The organism is Sphingomonas ginsenosidivorax, from assembly GCF_007995065.1.
Lineage (GTDB): Bacteria > Pseudomonadota > Alphaproteobacteria > Sphingomonadales > Sphingomonadaceae > Sphingomonas > Sphingomonas ginsenosidivorax.
This window is the reverse complement of the sequence record NZ_VOQR01000001.1, coordinates 2,245,926-2,269,253: the sequence shown is the minus strand read 5'-3', so window position 1 is coordinate 2,269,253 and position 23,328 is coordinate 2,245,926. Positions and strand designations below refer to the sequence as shown.

22 protein-coding genes are annotated in these 23,328 nt (G+C 65.5%); 12 read left to right on the top strand and 10 right to left on the bottom strand.

Features of this window, described 5'->3' with window-relative positions:
• Positions 1 to 51 precede the first annotated feature (51 nt).
• Entirely contained in the window at positions 52 to 942 is an 891-nt protein-coding gene (locus FSB78_RS10235) for a LysR family transcriptional regulator (RefSeq protein ID WP_147082414.1), read from the bottom strand.
• A 97-nt stretch (positions 943 to 1,039) separates the two neighbouring features.
• Between FSB78_RS10235 and FSB78_RS10230 the strand changes: the two genes are divergently transcribed.
• Together FSB78_RS10230 and FSB78_RS10225 are read left to right on the top strand one after the other, a co-directional pair.
• A complete protein-coding gene (locus FSB78_RS10230; RefSeq protein WP_147082413.1) occupies positions 1,040 to 2,089 on the top strand; it encodes a zinc-dependent alcohol dehydrogenase family protein in 1,050 nt (349 codons plus the stop codon).
• Between the two features lie 41 nt (positions 2,090 to 2,130).
• Entirely contained in the window at positions 2,131 to 3,027 is an 897-nt protein-coding gene (locus FSB78_RS10225; RefSeq protein ID WP_199743161.1) for an alpha/beta hydrolase family protein, read from the top strand.
• Between the two features lie 249 nt (positions 3,028 to 3,276).
• Here the strand turns inward: FSB78_RS10225 and FSB78_RS10220 are convergent, their stop codons facing one another.
• Positions 3,277 to 3,804 carry a hypothetical protein gene (locus FSB78_RS10220; protein WP_147082411.1) on the bottom strand — a complete coding sequence of 176 codons (528 nt, stop codon included), beginning with the start codon at positions 3,802 to 3,804 and terminating at the stop codon, positions 3,277 to 3,279.
• Between the two features lie 506 nt (positions 3,805 to 4,310).
• Positions 4,311 to 5,213 carry a hydrogen peroxide-inducible genes activator gene (locus tag FSB78_RS10215; RefSeq protein ID WP_147082409.1) on the bottom strand — a complete coding sequence of 301 codons (903 nt, stop codon included), beginning with the start codon at positions 5,211 to 5,213 and terminating at the stop codon, positions 4,311 to 4,313.
• A 93-nt stretch (positions 5,214 to 5,306) separates the two neighbouring features.
• Here FSB78_RS10215 and katG point away from each other — a divergent pair, with 93 nt between their 5' ends.
• From katG to FSB78_RS10185, 6 genes are all read left to right on the top strand, one after another.
• Positions 5,307 to 7,535, top strand: coding sequence for a catalase/peroxidase HPI (katG, locus tag FSB78_RS10210; protein ID WP_147082407.1), 2,229 nt, complete (start codon positions 5,307 to 5,309; stop codon positions 7,533 to 7,535).
• A gap of 610 nt (positions 7,536 to 8,145) precedes the next feature.
• Complete coding sequence (locus FSB78_RS10205; RefSeq protein ID WP_147082405.1) at positions 8,146 to 8,889, top strand: LytTR family transcriptional regulator DNA-binding domain-containing protein; 744 nt, start codon at positions 8,146 to 8,148, stop codon at positions 8,887 to 8,889.
• Between the two features lie 125 nt (positions 8,890 to 9,014).
• Complete coding sequence (locus FSB78_RS10200; protein WP_158638000.1) at positions 9,015 to 9,494, top strand: DUF2306 domain-containing protein; 480 nt, start codon at positions 9,015 to 9,017, stop codon at positions 9,492 to 9,494.
• Positions 9,491 to 10,294 (top strand): hypothetical protein, encoded by an 804-nt coding sequence (locus FSB78_RS10195; protein ID WP_147082401.1) that lies wholly within the window; start codon positions 9,491 to 9,493, stop codon positions 10,292 to 10,294. The genes FSB78_RS10200 and FSB78_RS10195 overlap by 4 nt, the downstream gene beginning before the upstream one ends.
• A 275-nt stretch (positions 10,295 to 10,569) precedes the next feature.
• Positions 10,570 to 11,532: a bifunctional methionine sulfoxide reductase B/A protein gene (locus FSB78_RS10190; RefSeq protein WP_147082399.1), complete on the top strand. Its 963-nt coding sequence runs from the start codon at positions 10,570 to 10,572 to the stop codon at positions 11,530 to 11,532.
• Complete coding sequence (locus FSB78_RS10185) at positions 11,532 to 11,792, top strand: hypothetical protein (RefSeq protein WP_147082397.1); 261 nt, start codon at positions 11,532 to 11,534, stop codon at positions 11,790 to 11,792. The genes FSB78_RS10190 and FSB78_RS10185 overlap by 1 nt, the downstream gene beginning before the upstream one ends.
• Positions 11,793 to 11,831: 39 nt before the next feature.
• On the opposite strand, the gene FSB78_RS10180 is transcribed toward FSB78_RS10185, so the two are convergent.
• The 3 genes from FSB78_RS10180 to FSB78_RS10170 are packed head-to-tail and all read right to left on the bottom strand — an operon-like array spanning position 11,832 to position 13,789.
• Positions 11,832 to 12,434 (bottom strand): class I SAM-dependent methyltransferase, encoded by a 603-nt coding sequence (locus FSB78_RS10180; RefSeq protein WP_199743160.1) that lies wholly within the window; start codon positions 12,432 to 12,434, stop codon positions 11,832 to 11,834.
• Positions 12,431 to 12,949: a metallophosphoesterase family protein gene (locus tag FSB78_RS10175; RefSeq protein ID WP_147082395.1), complete on the bottom strand. Its 519-nt coding sequence runs from the start codon at positions 12,947 to 12,949 to the stop codon at positions 12,431 to 12,433. The genes FSB78_RS10180 and FSB78_RS10175 overlap by 4 nt, the downstream gene beginning before the upstream one ends.
• A 9-nt stretch (positions 12,950 to 12,958) precedes the next feature.
• Positions 12,959 to 13,789 carry an aldo/keto reductase gene (locus tag FSB78_RS10170; RefSeq protein WP_147082393.1) on the bottom strand — a complete coding sequence of 277 codons (831 nt, stop codon included), beginning with the start codon at positions 13,787 to 13,789 and terminating at the stop codon, positions 12,959 to 12,961.
• A 362-nt stretch (positions 13,790 to 14,151) separates the two neighbouring features.
• On the opposite strand from FSB78_RS10170, the gene FSB78_RS10165 reads away from it, so the two are divergent.
• Both FSB78_RS10165 and FSB78_RS10160 read left to right on the top strand, forming a co-directional pair.
• Positions 14,152 to 14,832: an MFS transporter gene (locus FSB78_RS10165; RefSeq protein ID WP_338419967.1), complete on the top strand. Its 681-nt coding sequence runs from the start codon at positions 14,152 to 14,154 to the stop codon at positions 14,830 to 14,832.
• Positions 14,833 to 14,861: 29 nt separating this feature from the next.
• A complete protein-coding gene (locus FSB78_RS10160) occupies positions 14,862 to 15,311 on the top strand; it encodes an MFS transporter (RefSeq protein ID WP_147082388.1) in 450 nt (149 codons plus the stop codon).
• Between the two features lie 209 nt (positions 15,312 to 15,520).
• On the opposite strand, the gene FSB78_RS10155 is transcribed toward FSB78_RS10160, so the two are convergent.
• Entirely contained in the window at positions 15,521 to 16,255 is a 735-nt protein-coding gene (locus FSB78_RS10155; protein ID WP_199743269.1) for an SDR family oxidoreductase, read from the bottom strand.
• Positions 16,256 to 16,386: 131 nt separating this feature from the next.
• On the opposite strand from FSB78_RS10155, the gene FSB78_RS10150 reads away from it, so the two are divergent.
• Positions 16,387 to 16,698, top strand: a complete 312-nt coding sequence (locus FSB78_RS10150) for an ArsR/SmtB family transcription factor (RefSeq protein ID WP_147082384.1) — start codon at positions 16,387 to 16,389, stop codon at positions 16,696 to 16,698.
• Here the strand turns inward: FSB78_RS10150 and FSB78_RS10145 are convergent, their stop codons facing one another.
• The gene (locus FSB78_RS10145) at positions 16,699 to 17,562 is read right to left on the bottom strand and encodes an aldo/keto reductase family oxidoreductase (protein ID WP_147082382.1); all 864 of its coding nucleotides are present in this window, start codon (positions 17,560 to 17,562) and stop codon (positions 16,699 to 16,701) included.
• Between the two features lie 90 nt (positions 17,563 to 17,652).
• Between FSB78_RS10145 and FSB78_RS10140 the strand changes: the two genes are divergently transcribed.
• Positions 17,653 to 18,549: a LysR family transcriptional regulator gene (locus tag FSB78_RS10140; protein ID WP_147082380.1), complete on the top strand. Its 897-nt coding sequence runs from the start codon at positions 17,653 to 17,655 to the stop codon at positions 18,547 to 18,549.
• A 156-nt stretch (positions 18,550 to 18,705) separates the two neighbouring features.
• Here the strand turns inward: FSB78_RS10140 and FSB78_RS10135 are convergent, their stop codons facing one another.
• Both FSB78_RS10135 and FSB78_RS10130 read right to left on the bottom strand, forming a co-directional pair.
• The gene (locus FSB78_RS10135) at positions 18,706 to 22,287 is read right to left on the bottom strand and encodes an ABC transporter permease/M1 family aminopeptidase (RefSeq protein ID WP_147082378.1); all 3,582 of its coding nucleotides are present in this window, start codon (positions 22,285 to 22,287) and stop codon (positions 18,706 to 18,708) included.
• Between the two features lie 6 nt (positions 22,288 to 22,293).
• Entirely contained in the window at positions 22,294 to 23,184 is an 891-nt protein-coding gene (locus FSB78_RS10130) for an ABC transporter ATP-binding protein (protein WP_147082376.1), read from the bottom strand.
• Between the last annotated feature and the right edge of the window lie 144 nt (positions 23,185 to 23,328).

Genomic DNA, 23,328 nt, shown 5'->3' with positions numbered 1-23,328 from the left:
GCTGGTGGCAAGCTTTGAGTGCATCAGCTCTGCCTTCAACGAGAACACGCGCTACGACAGCTTCATACAGTTGATGAAGGTTCTCATGGCGACAGGCATGTGACGTCTGCTCGGATAGTAGAGATGGAAGCCCGGGAAAGGTTTGCACCAATCGGCCAGCACGCGCTCGAGCGATCCGTTTGCAAGGTGTCTCTCCACCAGACTCTCGACCAGCAGTGCGACGCCGCACCCCCGCAAGGCGCCGTCGAGCAGAAGGTCGGTGTCGTTGGCAGTCATCACGCTGTCGACGATCACGTCCACAGGACCCTCCGGGCCATCGAAGCGCCATGGATGCAGTGCTCCGGTTTCGTACCAGCGGTACGTCAGGCAGGCATGACCGTTGAGTTCAGCAGGCGTCTGCGGCGGCGGCCGCTCCGCGAAGTAGACTGGTGACGCGACGACCGCCATGCGCAGGTCCGTAGTGAGGGGCACCGAGATCATGTCCTGCTGGACGATCGTGCCCGAGCGGATTCCGAAATCGAAGCCCTTGGCGATCACATCGGTGATGCTGTCGTCGATCACGATTTCTAGCCGTATGTCGGGGTAGGCCGCGCGAAAAGCCGCCAGTTTCGGCATCACGATCAACTGCGCCGCAGTGCGTGGCATGTTGATCCGCACGAGCCCACGCGGCTGCTGCTGGAAGGCGCCGACATCGCGCACCGCATCGTCGACTTCTGCGATCGGCGGCCCTAGCCGCTTCAGCAAGGCTTGCCCTGCCTCGGTCGGCGCGACGCTGCGGGTCGTACGGTGGAGGAGGCGGGCGCCCAGACGCTGTTCGAGCGACCGCATGCTGTGGCTTAGCGCGGAGGGCGACATGCCCAGCCGCTTCGCGGCGCCGCGAAAGCTTCGTTCCTCGGCGATCGCCATGAACGCCATCAGTTCGGCAAACTCCGCGCCGCGCATATTGGTGCATCCTGTTCAACGGCCCGTGCCGGATCGAGGGCATTATACTCGTTTGGTGGATGACCGATATCGGCTCGAGACGCGAAGAGGATCGACGATGACGGACATGATGCGGCGCTGGGAGATGGATGGGATTGGGCGCGATCGCCTCACCTTGTGCGAGCGCCCGATCCCGGTCCCCGGGCGGCATGAGGTGCTGGTGAAGGTGGGCGCGGTTTCGCTCAATCACCGCGACAAGATGGTCGTCGAGAACGGGCGCGGTCTGGCGCTCGACTTTCCGTTCACGCCTGGCTCGGACCTCTCCGGCCGGATCGTGGCGACAGGGGACGACGTCGAACGCTTCGCGGTTGGCGATCGCGTGATCTCCTGCTTTACGCCCGAGTGGATTGATGGCGCACGCGAGGGCACCGCCCGTACGCCGGCCTACCGCACGCTCGGCGGCTTCTTCGCAGGCGTGTTGGCCGAGTATGTCGTCCTGCCCGAGGACTGGTTGGTCGCGGCGCCGGCGACGCTGGACGACGTTCAGGCGAGCACGCTGCCCTGCGCTGCGCTTACCGCCTGGTTCGCGCTCGTCGAGCGTGGCGGCGTGCGCGCCAGCGACACCGTGTTGATCCGGGGGACTGGCGGCGTGGCGCTGTTCGGGCTCCAGTTCGCGAAGCTGCACGGCGCGACGGTGCTCGTCTCCTGCAGTCCGGAGAAGATTGATCGCGTCCGAGCGCTGGGTGCCGACCACGCAATCGATCGCCATCGTCCGGACGGGCTGGAGGCGCTATACGCGCTGACTGACGACAGTGGTGCGGATCATATCCTGGAGACCGTCGGCGGGGCCTATCTCGGCGAGTCGGTCCAGGCGGCGGCAGTCGGCGCGCGCATCTCTCAGATCGGTGCGCTTGACGGGTTCGACATCTCTTCTCCCGCCATGCCGCTGATGATGAAGGACGTGACGATCCAGGGCATCGGCACCGGTCATCGTCGCGCGCTAGAGGATATGGTGCGCGCCATCTCGCGGACCGGCATGACGCCGGTGATTGACCGCCGCTTTCCACTCGCCGATCTGCCTGCAGCACTGGACCGTCTCGACGCGGGCCCGTTCGGCAAGATCGTGATCGATGTGGTCGACGAGGCCGCAGCAGGGGCATCGGAGTGATGGAACGCGCAGTCTGGCGCGACGCAAACATGGACGCCCCCATGCCGGTGCTGTCGGCGCGAGGGATCGCGCTGCCAGCGCCCGGCCGGGGCGAGGATCTGCAACTGCGAGTTTCCGGCCCGGTGACAGGCGACGGCCTGCCCGTCATCCTGTTTTCGCACGGCTATGGCTCTTCGATGGACGGCTATGCGCCGCTCGCCGATTACTGGGCCGCGCACGGCTTCGTCGTGATCCAGCCGACGCATCTCGACGCTAGGCGACTTGGCCTCGCACAGGACGATCCGCGCCGTCCGCTGATTTGGCGCACCCGCGTCGAGGACATGAAGCGTATCCTGGACAATTTGGCCACGATCACGCGGTCACTGCCCGGTCTCGAGGGCCGCGCGAACCATGGTCTCGTGGCAGCGGCCGGTCATTCGTTCGGCGGGCAGACGACGAGCATGCTGCTCGGCGCGCGGATGCTCGGGGCCAACGGCGACGGTGAAGACATGTCCGACGACCGGGTCAAAGCCGGGATACTGCTCGCATCGGGCGGCCGCGGTGGATCGGATCTCAGCGACTTGGGGCGTGCAATCACGCCCCATCTGAACTCCGGATTCGACCACATGACCACGCCGACGCTGGTGGTGGCCGGCGATGCGGACCATTCGCCGTTGACGATGCGCGGCCCGGACTGGTTTGCCGACCCTTATCGGCTCAGCGCCGGCAAAAAGGCGCTGCTCACGCTTTTCCGCGGCGAACACATGCTGGGCGGCGTTTCGGGCTATGACGTAACGGAGACCACCGACGAAGACCCGGCGCGGGTCGCCGTCATCCAGCGGATGACGCTCGCCTATATCTGCGGCGCGCTTCTTGGCGACCCCACAGCGTGGGCCCTGGAATGTGAGAATTTGGCGGAGGGACCCGCACCGTTGGGGCGGGTTGAAGGCGACGTATAGGTAAGACCCTTCTGGCTACGCCCGTGGTCGTAGCCAGAAGCGAGCGGCCGCAAAGCTCGCCTTATAACCGTTCACATTCGCATCCGCGGACTTATGAAATCGATCACATTAACGAATGTACGCTTGTCGGACGCGGGGATCACGCCGTTAATGACCGGGATTGGGTCAAAGCGTTGGTGCAGCGAAAAGCTGCCGTTCTGCAGACGCCGAGAAGCAGTCGTTTGACGAGCTATAATGGGGACAGTGGGGTTAAGCTGCCTTGTTTAACGCGACCAGTTTGCAGAAGGGGTGGTCGCCGCGCTCGCGGAGCGCCGTCTTGAACATCAGCGCCTGAAACCAGCTGTAGTTCATAGCGTTCAGCGGCCCCTCCTCGCCGCGCGAGAAGGCGGCGTAGTTGCGATTGAAGAACGCCTCTGCCGTGTCTCCGGCGGGCACGGGCGAGGGGACGTCGTCGAGAAAGCGGGTAATGTTCTCGATGCGGGCCTCGACTCTGCCTTCCGGTCCGGGCTGGAGCGACCAAAAGGCGATGCCGATCCGGTTCGCCTCAAGTTCAGCATCCCAGCCACTCATGCCCTTCCAGCGCTTGGCGACATCCTGGAGATAGTGGCCGAGCTCGTGCGGGGCGATGAAGCTGTCGAACATCTCGCGGTACATGCCTTCGGGCGACAGGCCGAGCGTCCCCTTCGCCGCCCAAGCGGTGATCGCGGCGCGGCTGTCGGCATCGAGGTTGGCCCACTCGGTGAAATGGACGGTCCGGTCGTCGTACGAATAATGCACGTCGATGGTCTTGGTGGGGTCGACGACGACCGCCGGAACGAACGGCAGGGGTCGCGCCGCAGTCGCGGGCGGTGCGGACGGAGCGGTCGCGGATCGACTCGCCGATCTGCTTAACCGTTGGCGTCAAAACAGGTGGGCTGGCTCCTACGCTGGCAAAGGACGCCGCCAAAGCAGCAAGCATCCTTGCGCCCGCGACACACGTGCTCTGCATGACCTTGCTCCCTGCCCACTAGACGTAGATGTTTCGCTCGTTCGTCGGCGGAAGGGAAGAGCGGACATTTCGTTAGCCCCCAGACCCGGTCGCAGACCACCAACTGAGCGATGAACGGATGGCCGCTTTCGGGAGCGCCAAAACCGCCGCTGAGCGGCCGGGATTGGGTCTTTCCGGTACATCTTCGTGCACTTACAGTCGGAAGCGCGTGAGTAGGACGGCGGGGCGGGATCTCTGGCGGCCTTTCAAAGCGTATTGGGATTGATTAAGATAGACGGAGAGCTCTGAGGGATCGTTAAGCTGCGTCGCCGCCCACCGATTGCCTGACGGTCTCGCCAAGCAGCCTAAAGTCGCTCGTACGCGGATGGCCGCTGCGCCAAACCAGCGCGATCATTCGCTCTGCGTGAAGGCCCTGCGCCGGCCGCGTCTCGACACGCGTGCCGCCGAGGATGCCGGCGTCGATCGCCATCTGCGGGAGCAACGTGTAGCCGAGACCGGCGTCGACCAGTTGGACGAGCGTGTGCAGCGTGGAAGCGACCAGCCGGCCTTCAGCCTCCGAAGCTGCGCGGTTGCAAGCCGCAAGAGCGTGCTCTTTGAGGCAGTGTCCGTCCTCTAGCAGAAGCAATCGGTCATCGTCGGCATTGCATAGCGGCGACGCCATCTCATCCTGTCCCTTAGCCGCGACGAGGATCAGGCGATCGACTGTTATATTGATGCTTTCGACGTCGCCGCACTCGACCGGCAGGGCGAGGAGCACACAATCGATCGCACCCCGCTCCATCGCTTCACAGGCGACGCTCGTCACCATCTCCCGCACATACAGCTGCAGTCGCGGCCAGTCGCGCGCGATCGCGGGCAGGATACTGGACAACAGGAACGGGGCAACTGTAGGGATCGCTGCCAATCGCAGGCTGCCCACAAGCGGCTCGTACGAGCGCTGCGCAGCGACATGAAGGTCTTCGGCAGCTCGCACGATTTGCCGAGCGCGGACCACGATCTCCTCGCCGATCGGGGTGAAGCGGACATGGCGCTTGGAGCGCTCGACCAAGCTTGTCTCAAGCACACGCTCGAGCTCAGCTATGCTCGCGGAGAAGGCGGATTGTGAGATGAACGAGGCGACAGCCGCCCGTCCGAAATGCCCATGCTCGTGGAGTGAGAGCAGATACGACAATTGCCTGAGCGACGGGAGGGGCTTCATCGACTGAAGCGATAGCAGAAAACTCTTTAATTCATTGGATAAATTTATTCCTCAAATTTAAACCGGGAAAATCGCATAAAGAGGAGTAGCGAAATGGCCGACGAAGATCCTAGCGCACGCTGCCCGATGGGCGGAAAAGGCGGCGGTGCGGGCACTGTCCGTTCGCTGCTCGGTCGGACCAACAAGGATTGGTGGCCCGACGTTCTTCCGGTCGAAATCCTTCATCAGCATGGCGTGTCGCCCAACCCTATGGGCGAGGACTACGACTATGCAGAGGCGTTCCGGACGCTCGACTATGCGGCGCTGAAAGCCGATCTCACCGCGCTGATGACCGACAGCAAGCCCTGGTGGCCGGCGGACTACGGTCACTACGGCCCCTTCATGATCCGCATGGCGTGGCATGCCGCGGGCACCTACCGGGTTACGGATGGGCGCGGCGGCTCTTCGTCAGGCCAGCAGCGCTTCGAACCGCTCAACAGCTGGCCGGACAACGGGAACCTCGACAAGGCACGGCGCCTGCTATGGCCGCTCAAGCAGAAGTACGGAAAGCACATCAGCTGGGCCGACCTGTTTATTCTGGCCGGCAACGTCGCCATTGAGAGCATGGGCGGCCCGACCTTCGGCTTCGCCGGCGGCCGCAAGGACGTCTATCAGTCCGAGGGCGACACCTATTGGGGCGCCGAAGAGCAGTGGATCGGGCACGCCGAGCATAAGTCGCGGATCCGCCCGGACGAGGAGCTCGAGCTCGAAGGGCCGCTGGCCGCCGACTCGATGGGCCTCATTTACGTGAATCCCGAAGGCCCCGGCGGCAATCCGGATCCTCTCGGTTCGGCGCGTGACATGCGCGCCACCTTCTCGCGCATGGCGATGAACTCGGAGGAGACGGTCGCGCTCACTGCGGGCGGCCACGCCTTTGGCAAGACGCACGGCGCGAAGCCCGCCGAGAATTTCGGTAAGGAACCTGCTTCGGAAGCCGTGCACATGCAGGGCCTCGGCTGGCTCACCGACAGCGAGGAGATCGGCAAGGGCCACATCACCACCTCGGGGATCGAGGGTGCGTGGTCGAACAACCCGACGAAGTGGACCGGCGATTATTTCCGCCTGCTGTTCAAGTACGAGTATGAGCTGACGGAAAGCCCCGCGGGTGCGAAGCAGTGGACGCCGATCAACCAGGAATGGGAGGACATGGCTCCCGACGCGCGCGACCCCAGCAAGCGCGTGCCGACGATCATGACGACGGCGGACATGGCGCTGAAAGTGGATCCGGAGTTCCGCGCGATTTCCGAGCGTTTCCGCGACGATCAGGCGGCGCTTGACGACGCCTTTGCGCGTGCCTGGTTCAAGCTGACTCACCGCGACATGGGCCCGAAGGTTCGTTACCTCGGGCCGGAAGTCCCGGAAGAGACGCTCATCTGGCAGGATCCGGTGCCGGAAGGTACGGCGCCCAGCGATGCCGAGGCTGGGTCGTTCGGGGAAAAGGTCCTGGCCTCTGGCCTCAGCATCGGTCAGCTCGTGAAGACCGCTTGGGCGTCCGCTTCGACCTACCGCAAGTCCGATCACCGGGGCGGTGCCAACGGCGCGCGTATCGCGCTGGAGCCTCAGAAAGATTGGGCGATCAACGAGCCCGCGGAGCTTGCGACGGTGCTTGCCAAGCTCAATGAGTTGCGCGGTGCGATATCGCTTGCCGACGCGATCGTTCTCGCGGGTTCGGTGGCAATCGAGAAGGCGGCGAAGGATGCCGGTTTCGAGATCAAGGTGCCGTTCACCGGTGGTCGCGGGGATGCGACACAGGACTGGACCGACGTCGAGAGCTTCGCTTGGATGGAGCCGCAAGCCGATGGCTTCCGCAACTATCTCAGGACGCGGCAGACCGTGAAGACCGAGGAGTTGCTTCTCGACAAGGCTTCGCTGCTCGGTCTGTCGGCTCCCGAAATGACGGTTCTGCTCGGTGGTCTGCGCGTGCTCGGCGCCAATCACGGCGATAAGCCCGAGGGCGTGTTGACCGATCGCAAGGGCCAGCTGACCAACGACTTCTTCGTTAATCTGCTGGACAACGAGACCTTCTGGCAGCTCGTCGACACGGCGAGTGACGAGGAGTTCATCGGACACGACCGCGGCGGGAAGGGCGAAAAATGGCGCGCCACCCGTACGGACCTGGTGTTCGGCTCGAACTCGCAGCTTCGCGCGACGGCCGAGGTTTATGCTGAGAATGGTAACGAGGAAAAATTCGTCAAGGACTTCATCAAGGCTTGGGTGAAGGTCATGGATGCCGACCGTTTCGAGGTGACCGCCAAGCCGGTGACTTCGAACATCGCGACCTGACCGCGGCTAGAACGGGAAAAAAGGCGGTCGCGAGAGCGACCGCCTTTCTTTTGTCTGACGACCGCTCAACCCTCTGGTGGCAGGCAATTTGCCCCCGAACTGTAAGGAGTGAGATTGGCTTTAGCTTTCAGCAAGGAGATCAGTCGGTCTGCCAACCTAGTCACGGCAGACGACATTTACCGAAGGGTACTCGCGCTAATTCACGTGTCTGCCCACGCCGCTACAAGTGCCCAAACCTGCGGAGCGTGGCCACCGTTGGCATGAACGAATAGCAAAGGTTGGGGCCTCAAAACACTCTGCGAATGACCGCAAGTGGGTCGTTCACACGCAATTCCCAAAGTCGATTTCAGAATACCCAGGCTTTCCCGTCCCGTTTCGAAGGTTCCCTTGATCAGTTTCGGGAAAGAGAAACTTGGCAGGACATTTGGGAAAATCGTCACTGGAATCCGCTTGCCGGACACTGGGTCCGCCGCTGAGCCGGCGTCGTGGCGGGGCCATCGACGTAAGTGAATGAGGCGCCTAAACGGCCGTCATAGACCATCCGGGGTGCAGGATTATAGTGACAGGGTCCGCCAGGATACGATTTGCGACCGTCGCGGCGCCGGGCGCAATGCCACCGGTGATCTGGTTAGGTATCACAATCATTCTCACGATCGTCGACGCCTTTGGCATCTCTACGGCGTTCGGATCTGTACTCGCGCTCGTTTTTTGGGGCGCACTGGTCGGCGTAAATATGCTCGGCTGGTTCGCTTGGCGACGATCACTGCCGGGGAAGCGTGACGGCGCAGGCCGCATGGCGCTGGGGGCCCTCGTCCTCAACTTGCTGCTCGCGATCGAGGTGCCGCTGCTCTACCGCCTGATGGGGCGGGTCGACGCTTCAGTCGAATGGAAACCGTTCGCCTATGGTCTGCTGGTGACGGGGTTCGTCATGATCCTGCTTCGCGCCACGCGGGCACGGCATACGCCGGCCGGACAGGGCGACGACGTGGCCGACACTGCTCGCTCGGCAGCGATGCCAACCGCGAGTTTTGGCATTCTCGCCCGCGCTGGCATTAACCCGGCAGACCTGCTGTCGGTTCGCGCCGAAGACCATTACTGCCGCCTCGCGGTGCGCGGTGGGGGGACGCTGTTGGTGCACTATCGTTTCCGTGATGCAGTCGGCGACCTCGCCAACGTGCAGGGTGCGCAGGTCCACCGCGGGGCCTGGGTCGCAAATTCCGCCGTCACGGGCAGTGAGCGCACCGGGCGGCGCTGGGCGCTTCACCTCGCCGACGGGTCGCGCGTGCCGGTTAGCGAAACGAGCGTCGCGCTGTGTCGAGCGCGTGGCTGGCTGGAGCGCGGCGAACTCGCGTAACGCCAAACCGGTTTGGCGAAATCTGAGGCTTTCCGGCGCAATTACACCTTACCGAACCGCGGTCTATCGACCATCACGTCTCTTGTAGCGGGGATCGGGAACGGACAATGGGTGGGATATCGGCAATGGGCGCGGCGCATTTCGCGATGGGAAGCGTAGCGCTTGTCAGCGGCGCCGTCGTGTTGATGTTGCCCAAGGGGACAGCGCGGCACAGGCGCGTTGGCAAAGTCTATGCGGCCGCGATCCTCGCAATCAACGGCACCGCTTTGTCGATGTACGACCTCACCGGGCGGCCCAACGTCTTTCACGTCATCGCGCTCGTCAATCTCGCGACGTTGGCGATGGGACTGCTGGCGCTACGCCGTTGGCGCTGGACGCGCGAGCCCAGTGATCTTGTCACTCACCAGCGACGGATGGCAATGAACTATGTCGGCCTGTGGATGGCCTTCATTACCGAACTGCTGGTCAATCCGATGCTGGGCGTCAGCCGGATCAGCGACCCGCGAAGCCACTGGCCCCTGATGATCGCATTGAACCTCGCGCTGTTCAGCGCCGGTGGCTGGCTGGTGCGGACGCGCCTAACCGCTACGACGGTGCGGGCATGACGCCGCAGTCGTCTACCGATCCGTGCGCGCCACTCGCAGACGTCGTTGCATTGGCGGCGCTGGCCTGGGTCGCGGCGGCCGCGTTGCATGAGGGGATGGGGCACGGCCTCGCCTGCACTGCAATGGGGGGCGATCCAACGAACTGGAGCACCTTCCACTTCGGCTGCAACCAAGAAGCCATGTCGCTGTGGGGCAGGCGGATCGTCGCAGGAGCTGGAACCGCGGTCAACGTCACCCTCGCCGCGCTCGGCTGGCTCGTCTGGCGAGGAAGCTGCTCGCTGAGGGGGCGGCTAGCCGGTTGGATCGTGTTCGCACTCAACGGATTGACCACCTTCGGCTATCTCGTCTTCTCCGCTTGCTTCGGCATCGGTGATTGGAACGGGCGCGGAGTGATGGCGGGGGTAACCGATCCTGTTCTCGCGCGTTTTGCGCTCGCGGGCGTCGGCGTCGCCGGTTACTATGCCGTCGTCCGCGTCGCTGCGGGAATGCTGTCGCGCGTGCTCAACGGTGCAGGTATGGCTGCGCAGGCACGACGGTGTGCAGTCATTGTGTGGATGACGACAGGGGTGATCTCGCTGGCTGCTGCGCTGGCGTCGGGTAGCGACTGGCGATCTACGATCGGCGCGTCCATCGGGGTCGCACTCGGCGGTAACGCCGGCCTGTTGAGCATCGGTCGGTTCGTTAAGCCAACGGCTGCCGCATCGGCGACCACACTTTCTCCAAGTTGGCTGCTGCGCGTGGTTGCTATCCTCGGGACGGTAGCGTTTGTTGCGATCCTAGGGCCGGGTATCGCATTGTAACGCAACGACGCGGAGGCACCGCTGATTGGTCAGAACTACCTCCGCCTTGGACATGAACGAGTGTCTGAAGTTGAGAAGCGGGGGAGGGCGCTTGAATGGCCGGTTATGGGTCGATCTCTGGTATGACCGTGCTTTAGTTTCCACAGCTTAGTCGTCGCCGCTCGTCACGTTGATGATTTGGCGAGCGGCCGGGCCAAACGGGGAAGCACTTGGTCCTCATCTCGAACTCGAAGGCGGTAGACACCATATCGGATGGTGACGATGAGGGCTTCAACATGACTAACTACCGCAAGACCGAGGACGCGGTCGCCGCGCTCACGCCGGAGCAGTTCCGCGTGACGCAGAAGAACGGGACCGAGCGTCCCGGCACCGGTCCGCTGCTGCGCAACAAGGACGCCGGCATCTATGTGGACATCGTGTCCGGCGAGCCGCTGTTCGCCAGCACCGACAAATACGAGTCAGGCTGCGGCTGGCCAAGCTTCACCAAGCCGATCGAGCCAGCGAACGTAAAGGCGAAGCGCGACTGGTCCATGCTGATCCCCCGCACCGAGGTGCGATCCGCACACGGCGATAGCCATCTGGGCCACGTGTTCAAGGACGGGCCGCGCGATCGCGGCGGCTTGCGCTACTGCATCAACTCGGCGTCCCTGCGCTTCGTCGCGCGTGCAGACATGGCCGATCAGGGATATGGCGCCTATCTCGAGAAAATCGAGGAAGTCGCCGTTCCCGCCCGCACCGAGCGGGCCGTGCTCGCCGGCGGCTGCTTCTGGGGAATGCAGGACCTGATCCGCAAGCTGCCGGGCGTCGTCTCCACGCGCGTCGGCTATTCCGGCGGGACCAACGCGAACGTCACCTATCGCAACCACGGCACCCATGCGGAGGCGATCGAGATCGTGTTCGATCCAGCGCGCACCGATTTCCGTACGCTGCTCGAATTCTTCTTCCAGATCCACGACCCGACGACGCGGAACCGGCAGGGTAACGATCGCGGGAAGAGCTACCGATCGGCGATCTTCTACACCGACGAGGCGCAGAAGGCCGTCGCGGAGGACACGATCGCCGAGGTCGAGACGTCGGGACTGTGGCCCGGCAAGGTCGTCACCGAACTCTCCCCGCTCGGCGACTTCTGGGAGGCGGAGCCGGAGCATCAGGACTATCTCGAGCGCAAGCCGAACGGGTACACCTGCCACTTCGTGCGGCCCAATTGGAGACTGCCGCATCGTGTGAAGGCAGCTTGATGGCGGAGGACTATGCGCATGGCCGGCGGGACGGCTTGCGGCTCGCGCTCGCGGTCCTAGCGGCGGAAGAGGCCAAGTGGGCGGCGCTGCTCGGCGAGAGCTCGTCGTGGCGAACCAACACGATCCGCGAAGTGCGGCACAAGACACTGCAAGTCGCGCAGACGCGGGTGCGGACTGTTCTGAACCGGCACACGCCCAAGGATGACGAGCCCGCGATGTCGGACGAATTCGCGAAGGCGCTCGACCAGATCGCCCTGTGACGCCTCGCGCGTCCGACTAAGCCCGGCCGACGAGTGCGATCAATGGGTCGCCCGTCCTGCCGTCTGCGAGCATCTCGACCGTGATGCTCCCGAAGCCTGCCCGCTCCAGATAGAGCGGACCAAGGCGGCATGTCCCGCGGTGTCGAGCGAGTGCCAGATTGCGACCGCCTTGGTCGGGAAGCAGCGATTGGAGAAGCTGACGACGAACGGAGCGCCGGCCGTCAGCGCGCGGCGCACCTCGGCGAATACACTCACAGGCTGCTGGAGATACTGCACTCCGACGCAGCACAGGGCTGCGTCAAACGAACCGTCCGCCAGCGGCAACGCGGTCTCGCTGTTGAGGTCCTGTACGAACCATCGGTCGAGCTGCGCATTGGTGGCCAGTTCTTCGGCGTTCATGCCCTGGCCCACGATTTCGTCATATGCGCGATCGGGCGGCAGATGGCTGGTCCAGCTGGACATCATGTCCAGCACGCGCGCGCCTTGCGGGATCACTTCCTGATAGCACGCCGTCAACGCCGCGACCGCGCGTTCGTCAATATGCGTGACGAGCCGCGGCGGTGCATAGAAGGCCAGATCGTCACCTGCATCCTGCTTCGCGAACGCGCCGACCGGGAGTTCGGGGAGCGCATCTCCGGTCATACGTCGTCTTCGATACCCGACGACCTCGTGGCCGCCGCGAGCAGTGTCTCCAACGCCGTCGGGCGGAAGCCGCGGGCGTCCACACCGACGTCGAACTGGCGCGGCATGGATTTGAGCCTGCCATGGCTGTGACCATGCAGGTTGATCGAGCGCCGGTGCTGGCCGTTCCAGCTTCTAAACGGATAGTGGCAGAGCACCAACAGGGTTCCGTCGACCGTCAACTCGGCATAGTCCTGAACGCTCGACCAGCCCGCCGCGTCGCCGGTCGCGGGCTCGTCGTTGTTGCCGCGCACCAGGTGCTTGATGCCGTTCAGGCTCGTGAGCAGGCTCGCCACGTCGGACGAGCGACGCGCGACGTCGCCGAGGTGCCAGACCTCGTCGGTCGGCGCCACCGTCGCGTTCCAGCTGGCAACGAGCATCTCGTCCATCTCGGCGACGCTCGCGAAAGGGCGGCGCTGAATGTTGATCGTGCGGTGGTCGCCGAAGTGCGTGTCTGCGGTAAAGAACAGCGTCATGGCGACCGTTCACAGCATCTCGAGCGGACGGCGACCGCGCGGACGCGGGAACGCGGCTTCGAGCGCCGCGAGGTCGGCGTCCGACAGGATCAGGTCGCTTGCGGCGCGGTTCTCTCGAACGTGCGCCACCGTGGTAGCCTTCGGGATCGCGAACATGCCATCGCAGCGCAGGGTCCAGGCGAGTGCCACTTGCGCCGGTGTGGCGCCGATTGTTTCCGCGACACGGCCGAGCGCTGGGTTGGCGATCAGCCGGCCCTGCTCAACCGGGCTATAGGCCATCACGGGCATGGCATGGTCCGCCAGCCATGGCAGAAGGTCGTGCTCCGGCCCGCGGCGGGTAAGGTTGTAGAGGATCTGGTCGGTGGCGCAGCCATTACCGCCGACGGCGATGAGTTCGGTCATGTCGGCTGTGTCCAGATTGCTCACGCCCCAATGGCGGATCTTGCCCGCCGACCTGAGCGCCTCCATCGCCTCGACCGTCTCCGCGAGCGGGACCGATCCGCGCCAGTGGAGCAGGTAAAGGTCAAGCCGGTCAGTGCGGAGCCGCCTCAGGCTCGCTTCGCAAGCATCCGCGAGCCGCCTGCGCGACGCGTTCTGCGGATACGCCTTGCTGACGAGGAACACCTCGTCGCGCACATCGCCCAGCGCGTCGCCGACCAGCGTCTCCGCCGCCCCGTCGCCATACATCTCGGCGGTGTCGATCAGCGTCATGCCGAGTTCCACGCCGAGACGCAGCGCTGCCATCTCGTCAACTCGCCGTCCGGGTTTCTCACCCATCATCCACGTGCCCTGACCCATGGCCGGCACGCTTTCCCCAGCCTTCAGCGTGACGGTCTTCATCGGATCTCCATGGCTGCAACTGCGATTGCGGAGACAACGCAGGAGCGAGCGTTTCGGGCGTGAAGGCGAACCTGCCTTCATGGCGGCTTCGCCTTTGCGACGCTTGCGCCGTTAGCCCGCGGGGACCAGCATCGTCGCGGGCATTGATAGGCGAGGGGAGGCGGCTGTGCAGGTGGCAGGGGCATCCGAAGCCGTCAGACCGGGAGGCGGCGTGCCGAACCTGACCCGCCGCCAGATCGCTGCCATCTGCGCGGGCAACGCGCTCGAGTTCTACGATTTCGTGGTCTACGCGATCTTCGCCGCGCAAATCTGGCGCGCGTTCTTCCCCTCAGAGCGCCCCGGGGCGAGCCTGCTCGCCTCGCTTGCGACATTCGGGGTCGGCTTCGCGACCCGCCCGCTCGGCGCCCTCGTCATCGGGCGGTTTGCAGACCGGGGCAGGCCGGCGGCCCGCGATGATAGTCTCGTTCTCGCTCGTCGGTCTATCGGTCGACGGTCTGGCGCTGACACCGGGATACGCCAGCATCGGGATGGCGGCGCCGGTGCTTGCGGTGCTGTTCCGCCTCCTGCCAGGGTTTGCGCTGGGTGGCGAGGTGGGCCCGCGCACCGCACTGCTGCTTGAGAGCGCGCCTATCCGACGGCGCGGCCTGATCGTGTCGCTTCAGGCGATGAGCGCCGACAGGGCCGTCATGATCGCGGGACTGGTCGGGGTAGCGCTCGCGCCGGTCGCGGTTGACACTTGGAGCTGGCGACTGGCGGTGGTTCTCGAGCTCACGATCCTGCCGTTCGCGCTCGCTGCGCGAAGAACGCTCGTCGAGACGCTGAAGCTCGAGGAGACGCTGCCGCGAGGCGCCGGGGTTTATACCACGCGCCGCGTCGTCGAGCTCGGCGTTTTGATGCTCGCGGTTGCAAGCGTGTCGAATAAAGTGCTTGTCTATCTCGGCTTCTGTGCGACCGCAACGCTCGGCGTCATCCAGCAGACCGGGTTCGCCTGCGTGATGCTGGTCGGGCTAGGCGGCGTGATCTGCGATCCGCTCAGTGGCTGACTCTCCGACCGTTCGGACGGCGGCCGGTGATGATCATCCCTGCGGCGGCGCTCGCGATCCTCGTGATGCCTGCCTTCTGGCTGGTCGCGCACCACCCGACGCCCACAACGCTCTACGCAGCGAGCATTCTGCTCGCCGGCATGTTCGACCTCTCGACGTGCACGATGCTGGTCGCGGTGGCTGAGGGGCTGCCGCACGCACGCCGAGCGGGCGGCTTCGCGCTGATCTACGCGGTCGCGATATCCGCGTTCGGCGGCTCGACCCAGTTTGCGGTGGCCGGGCTCATCAGGCTGACCGGAAATCGGCTGACGCCGGCGTGGTATATGCTCGCCGCGCTTGTCGTAGGGCTCGTTGCGATGTGGCGCTTCCCCGAGACCCGACCAGAGCTCCTGGCACTTGAAGGTGGCGGGAGTGTCTCAATGAGGTCGCCTAGCGCCCAAGGGCATGGGAAGCGGTCGGATCAGAGTGAGAACAGATGATCAGTATTGTTCGCCAACGGCTGTCTTTGATGGAGCCGCCTGACGGCCGGCCCTTGGAATGGCGCGGCATCCCGTGCGGAGTGTATGAACAAATGGCAGAAGTTGGAGAGGTAGAAACAGGCCGCGAATGACGGCATGTGGGTCCTCCTTACCACATGCGGCGAACGCCATCGCCCCTCCGGTTAAGTTGAAGGGACGATGGCAATAACTCACGCGGTCGCGCCACCATCAATGTTGAGCGTGGTGCCGGTGATGTAGCTCGCATCGGGGCCAGCGAGGAACGCGACCGCGCCGGCAATCTCCTCGACCTTGCCGTAGCGGCCGAGCGGGATCGCTTGCAGCACCTGCCCGGCGAATTCGCTGTCGGCAGGGTTCATATCGGTATCGATCGGCCCCGGCTGTACGGTGTTAACCAGTATGTTGCGCGACGCAAGGTCCTTGGCCCAGCCGCGCGCCAGTGCCGCCACTGCTGCCTTGGTCGCACTGTAGACGGTGGTCGCAGGGAAGGCCATTTCGCCTGAGATGCTGCCGATCAGGATGATCCGCCCGCCATCGCGAAGGTGTGGCAGGGCGGCGCGGGTGCCGACATGCAGGCCCTTCACGTTGACGCCGAACTGACGGTCGTACGTCTCGTCGGTGTCTTCGGTCACGGCGGAAAACTCGGCCACACCGGCATTGTGCACGAGTATGTCGATGCCACCCAGGGCGGCGGCGGCCTGTTCGACGCCCGCCCGCTGCGAGGCCGGGTCGGCGGCATCGGCCTGGAAGGCGAAGGCGGTGCCGCCCGCACTTTCGATCGCCGCCACGGTGGCGTCGGCCGCCGCCTTGTTGCCGGCATAAGTGATCGCCACGGTGGCGCCATCGGCCGCCAGCCGCTTGGCGATGGCCGAGCCGATACCGCGCGATCCGCCGGTGACGAGCGCGTTCTTGCCCTGAATCGACATATGTATTCTCCAAAAATGCTGGCCCGCGATCACGGCGTCGTGCGCTGTCGGCAGGCAGGAAATGGGGTGATGCTTCAACAGTTCAATAAACCCGAACTATTAAATCTGTCATCTAGCCCTATGTTCGTCGCATGCCTCGCTTCACCCATCCCCGGCTGGAGGACGTGCCGCTCGATCTCGCGCTCCACGCGCTGGCCGATTCCAATCGGCTGGGCATGGTGGCGCGGCTCGCCGAGACCGAGCGGCTGAGCTGCACCGACGCCGCGCCGTGCGAGTCCATCCCGAAAAGCACGCTGTCCAACCACCTGAAGCTGCTGCGGGCGGCGGGACTGATTGAGACCACGCAGGCTGGGCGCGAGATGATCAACACGCTGCGCCGCGCCGAATTTGACCAGCGTTTTCCCGGTCTGCTCGACGCCGTGCTCGCCAATCGGCCGGCCTGATTATCGGCCGATCGCGTCGAGTTCGGCCACCGCGTCCTCGGGTAGTGTCAGCGAGGCAGCGGCGAGGTTCTCGTTGAGGTGCGCGACCGACGAGGTGCCGGGGATAAGCAGGATGTTTGGCGAGCGCTGGAGCAGCCAAGCCAGCGCCACCTGCAGCGGTGTTGCGTCCAGCCGTTCCGCCACGGCGGAGAGCGCCGCCGACTGGAGCGGGCTGAACCCGCCGAGCGGGAAGAATGGGACATAGGCGATGCCCTCCGCTGCCAGCGTGTCGATGAAGGCATCGTCGTCGCGGTAGGCAAGGTTGTACTGGTTCTGGACGCCAACGATTTCGGCGATGTCGCGGGCTTCCTCGAACTGGGTCGGCGTCACGTTGCTGAGGCCGATATGGCGCACCAGCCCCTGGCGCTGGAGATTCGCCACCGCCTTGAGCGGCGCGGCGAGCGATCCCTCGGCCGGGCCGTGGACGTCGAACATCAGGCGCAGGTTGACGACGTCGAGCGTCTCTAGCCCGAGGTTCGTCAGATTGTCCTCGACCGCGCGGGTCAGTTCGTTCGGCTCGAACGCGGGCAGCCAGGATGCATCATCGCCACGCCGCGCACCGATCTTGGTCACGATCAGCAGGTCGTCGGGGTAGGGGGCCAGCGCTTCTCGGATCAGCCGATTAGTGACGTGTGGGCCGTAAAAGTCGCTGGTGTCGATGTGGTTGACCCCAGCCTCGACGGCAGCGCGAAGGACGGCAAGCGCCGCATCTTGGTCGCGTGGCGGGCCGAACACGCCGGGCCCGGCGAGCTGCATTGCGCCGTATCCGAGCCGCTTCACGTCGCGGCCTGCGAAGGAATAGGTGTCCGCTTGATCGATCGTCATCACTGTTCTCCTGTGCTGCCCCGAGATACGGGTTGCAGATCATCGTGATAAGCCGGAGTGATCTGCACGGGCTGTACGGAAAACCGAACGATGAAGGCTGACCTGGCCGATCTCAACGCCTTCCTGGCGGTCGCGCAAGCGCGCGGATTCCGCGATGCGGCGCGGGTCGCCGGTTCGAGCGCGTCGACGCTCAGCGAGGCGGTACGCCGACTGGAGGCGCGGCTGGGCGTCCGACTGCTCCATCGCACCACGCGCAGCGTCGTGCCGACCGAGGCCGGGACGCGGCTGCTCGAGCGACTGGCGCCGGCGCTGGGCGAGGTCGAGGCGGCGCTCGATGTCGTCAACTTGTTCCGCGACCGGCCGGCAGGTACGCTCAGGCTCAACGTGCCGGTCAGTGCGGCACGGTTGGTGATGCCGGCGATCCTGCCCGGCTTCCTCGCCGCCTTTCCCGACATCCAGGTCGAGATCGTCGCCGAGGACGGATTCGTCGACATGGTGGCATCGGGTTGCGACGCCGGCATCCGCTATGACGAACGGCTGGAGCAGGACATGATCGCGGTGCCGATCGGCCCACGTATCCAGCGTTTCGCGACGGCGGCGTCTCCGACCTATCTAGACGCACATGGGCGGCCCGGCCATCCGCGCGACCTGCTGCATCATGCCTGTTTGCGTGGCCGGTTCACAAGCGGGGCGCTGACCAGCCCATGGGAGTTCGAGCGCTCGGGCGAGATCGTGCGAATCGAACCACAGGGGCCGCTGATCGCCAGCGTGGCTGGTGCGGCGGATTTGCTGGTTGATATCGCCGTCGCGGGAGGTGGGATAGTCTCGCTATTCGAGGACTGGCTTCGGCCGGCGCTCGACCGCAGCGCACTTGAAGCGGTGCTGCCGGAATGGTGGCAGTCCTTCTCGGGCCCGTTCCTATACTATTCTGGCCGCGGCCTTGTGCCCCCGCCGCTGCGCGCGTTTCTTGATTTCATCCACAGCTAGGGCGCTTCAGCGGGCCCCGACAATGCGTCGGGTAGCGGCATACTCCGAAGAATGAAAAATCAAGCGCAAGGGGGGCCGGCAATTGGCCTGCCCTCCAGCTGAATGAACGGCGGAAGTCGGCGAGCAGGTATTAGTCGCGGAATGGCGGGTTTTGGGTCAGAAAGGTGCCACTAAATTGTCGTCGCTGTTTCGATCGATATACTTGTTGTACGGGTCGACCCCAACGAACGCCGGCCGCGCCGCGGTGACGATCCGCACCTGCTGCCCGCCGCTGCGGAGCGGGCGGCGCTCCATCGCCAGCACGTCCGCCCTTGAGAAGGCGGCGAGCCCCGGCCGCGACGCGAACGCGCCGACGTCGATTGTGTCGGCGAAGGGAACGGGCGTCTCGACCCCCTGGCCGTTGGCGGTGAACTTGGCGGCGTTCACGGTCAGCAGCGTCTCCCACCTTCCGTCGGGCAGGCGGCGGGTGGTCGCGTTCTTCGCCTCGAAGTCCCACAGCACAATCCGCTCGAACAGGTCGGCGACCAGCTGCCGTTCCTGCCCGTCGCGCGCCAGCGACGCGAAGCCGGCGACGAGGTTGGTCGAGCGCGCATAAGGCCGCCCCTTGAACCGGTAGCGGTCGAGCAGCCCGCGCAGCATCGCGTTGACCCGTGCCTCGCCCAGCCGGTCCTGGAGCAGGTACAGCGCCACCGATCCCTTGTTGTAGTGGATGTAGGGCTGGTTCTCGACGCGGGCGAGCGGCAGTTCCTCCACCGCCTCGCCGCGGCGGCCGCGCAGATAGTAGTCTAGCTCGTACTTCAGGAACCGCCTGATCTTGTCGGGGCCGTAGAGCCGCTTCATCACCATGAGCGCCGAATATTGCGCCATGGTCTCCACCCACACGGTGCCGCCCTGCATGTCGGCGCTGATCACCTGGTGCGCCCAATATTGGTGCCCCAGCTCGTGTGCGGTGATGTAGGTGACGTAGTCGATCCGGTCGGCCGAGCGCGCGTCGGCGATGAAGCCGATCCGCTCGGAATAGGGCACCGTCCCCGCGAACGCCTGCGCGAAGCTGGCATAGCCGGGGAACTCGACGATCCGGGCATAGGGGAACTGATAAGGCCCGAAATTTTCCCGGTAATAGCCGAGCGCGGCCTGCATAGCAGCCAGCATCCGGTCGACGTTGTAGGCATGGGCGGGGTGATAGAGGACCGACAGGCGGACCCCGTCGGCGACCCGCGCCTTTTCGGCATAACGTGCCGACTGGATCGAGAAGAAGGACAGGATCGGCGCGCCCGACACGAAGCGCGCGGTGCGGCGGCCGTTGGCGACCGCGTCCGCCACCTTGCGACCGGGCGCGATCGGTACCTGGTCAGCATCGGTCGACAAGGTGATATCCGACCGCACCCAGTCGGTGTGGACGTAGTTGCTCCACTGTGCGGAAATATCCTCCAGCTTGGCCGGGCGCAGTTCCGCCGGGAGGCCGTACTTGCGGCGCTTGGTCCGGTCCTGGAGCAGCCCGCTGCGGTCCATGCCGAGGGTCGGCGCGAACTCGCGGTTGTTGAGGAAGGTGCCGTTGGCGACCAGGCGCGTGTCGTCGTCGTTGGCCGCGAAGCCGCGGTCGACCCGCTCGGTACGGAAGCCGAGCGTGCCGGTCGCCCCCGGTGCGACCGGCCGCTCGAAGCGGTAGATACGGTACTGGTTGTCGTCGTCGTCGCTGACCAGCCACGCACCGGGGATCGTCACCGCGACCAGCCGGGTGCGGTCGTCCTGCAGGCGGACGTGCAGGTCGCGGAGCGGCGCGCCGGTGTCGTTGACCCAGGCGTAGCTGCCCTCCGCCTCCATCCGCCGCGCGGCGGGGTGGAGCGCGATGGTCAGCCGGATGTCGGTCAGCGTCGGCTGGCGCAGCCCCGCATAGCGGAGATACTTCTTCTCATAGGCCGCGGCCCGCGCGTCCTGATCGGGGGCGCTGCGATATATGTTGAGGACGTCCATCTGGCGCCAGGCATAGGCCCCGCTCGCCGCGACGGTGACCAGCGCGACCACCAGCACCACCCCCGGCGTCCCCCGGAGCCGCCGCGGCGCGAGGCGGAGCCGGTGGCCGAGCTTCACGTCGGTCCCGCGCCGCCAGAGAAGGTGCGCCGTCACCGCTAGCGCCAGCGCCCACCCGCCCCAGTAGAGCCGCAGCCACCATCCGCGTGCCGCGCCGATCTGGTCGCCGTTCATGTCTGACAGCCGCAGCGTCCCGGTCGAGCCGTAGAGGTAGAGCGGGTGGTCCCAGCCGATCGTCGTGAACACGCTGGTCGCGACGAGGTAGACCACCATCAGCGCCCAGCCGACGTACTTGTTTGGGCTGAGCGCCTGGATGAACACCGCGAGCACGGCGAGGATCACAAAGTCCGCCGCGAACGGCAGAACGTACCAGGCGAGATACTCGCCGAGCGCCGGCGTCACCGGGCCGCGGAAAAGCTGCACGACGATCCCCGCGACGACCGAGGCGAGCAGGGTCGTGACCAGCACGCCGGCCACCGCCAGCACCTTGGGGACGAGGTACGCCCAGTTCGGCAGCGCGGTGGCGTCGACGATTTCGTGCATGCCGCGCTCGCGGTCGCGCCACACCAGCTCGCCAGCGTAGTAGATGGCGATGATCAGCGGCATGATCGTAAATGCGCCCTGGAGGGTGCCGATGACGGTGAAGGTCATCGGGTAGAGCGGGGTGCCGTAGCGCTCGCCCGCGACTAGTAGCGAGGCGACCGTGTTGGCGAGGCCGACCGCCAGCATGATGACGAAGCCCGGGCTCCTGAAGATCAGCGCCATCTCGAACCGGATGCGCGCGAGGAGCTGGGTGGTGCCCGCATGCGCCGGGTCGGTCGCGGGCAGCGAGGCGGCGACGCGCGGCGGGGTGGCGGCGAGCTTCGCCGCGCGGCGCTGCTCGCGACGCAGGCGGCGCTTCGACGCGCCGCGCTCGGTGAAGGAGAAGCGCCACCACGCGACCACCAGCGCCAGCCCCCCCAGCATCACGGCGATGACCCGGTTGGCGGCGAGCACGCCCGCGAAGGCGGGCATGGCCGCGTTCGCCTCGGCCGGGGTCCAGTAGCGGGTCAGCCAGCCAAACGCCCCGATCCCGAACGGTTCGAGATAGGCGATCGTCTCCCGCCATTCCGGCTTTTCCGCGGTGATGCCGATCAGGGTAAGGTAGACCACCAGGAAGGCGATCACCGCGAGGTAGCTGTAGGTCATCGACCGGGTCATGGTCGCGACCGCGAAGAAGATGCCCGCGGTCAGGAACAGGTTGGGCAGGCCGAGGAGGAGATAGGCGTAGAGATAGTCGCCGGCCCGGTTCGGGCCCAGCGTCTCGGGATCGACCCACGGCATCAGCGTGCCGAGCCACATCGCCAGCGGCACCACGACGAAGGCGATTGCCGCCGCCCCGTAGGCGCCGAGGAAGCGGGCGAGGAGATAGGTCGCCTTGGTGACCCGGGTCGACCGGACCATCTGCCCGAAGCCGCTCTCGTCGTCGCGAACCACCACGTTCGCCACAAAGGCGGTGGTCACGAACATGAAGAACAGCGACATGATGAAGTGCGTCCGCGCGATCGCGGTGGAGGCGTTCTTGTGGACGCTGCCGCCGCTGCCGAGCGAGATCTGCTCCACCGTCACCGACCCGAAGGTCAGGAGGAGGAACAGGATCGCGACCGCCCAGAAGACGGGGTTGCGGAGCTGGTAGCGTAGCTCGAAGCGGGCGATGGCGCCGAACATCGCGGGTCAGGCCGCGACGGGGGCGGCGCGGCGCGAGCGGGCGAGGGTGGAGAAGTACACGTCCTCCAGGCCCCCTGCCGTAGGGGTGAAGCCGTCGCCGGGATCGTGGTCGGCGAGGACGTGGACCACCGTGCGCCCGGCGAACAGTCGAGAGGAGATGACCTCGTGCGCCTCCCGCACCGCGTCCAGCGCGCCCGGCGCGACCGTCTTCGCCCAAACTTGCCCGCGGGTCCGTGCCATCAGGTCGAGCGGCGCGCCCTCGAGTTGGATGCGCCCCGCCGCCAGCACCGCCATGCGCGGGCACAGGTCCGCCACGTCCTCGACGATGTGGGTCGACAGGATCACGACGACGTTCTCGCCGATCTCGGCCAGGAGGTTGAGGAAGCGGTTGCGCTCTTCGGGGTCGAGGCCGGCGGTGGGCTCGTCGACGATGATCAGGCGCGGGTTGCCGATCAGCGCCTGCGCGATCCCGAACCGCTGGCGCATGCCGCCGGAGAAGCCGGCGATCGCCTTCTTCCGGTGCGTCCAGAGGTTGGTCTGGGCGAGCAGCGTCTCGACGGTGGCGCGCCGGTCGGCGGCCGAGTGCACCCCCTTCAGCACCGCCATGTGGTCGAGCATGTCGTAGGCGGAGACTCGCGGGTAGACGCCGAAATCCTGGGGCAGGTAGCCGAGCGTCGCACGCAGGTCCTCAGGGCTGGCCACCACGTCGATGTCGCCGAAGCGGATAGTGCCCGCAGTCGGCGTCTGGAGCGTCGCTACCGTCCGCATCAGCGTCGACTTGCCGGCGCCGTTGGGTCCGAGCAGTCCGAACATACCCGCCGGGATCGACACGCTGACGTCGTCGAGCGCGCGGGTGCCATTGGCGTAGACGTGGGTGACCCCTGTCAGTTCAAGCATGTGTTTCGACTCCCCCTCTAACAAGCTTAGCAAGGTGTACCAGGGAAGCAATACAGCGGTCTAACGATAGCCGGCATAATCCCCTGCCGGCCAACTAATCCCGAGCGAAGCACGGCTCGTGAACAAGCGGCCGCTTTTGGGATC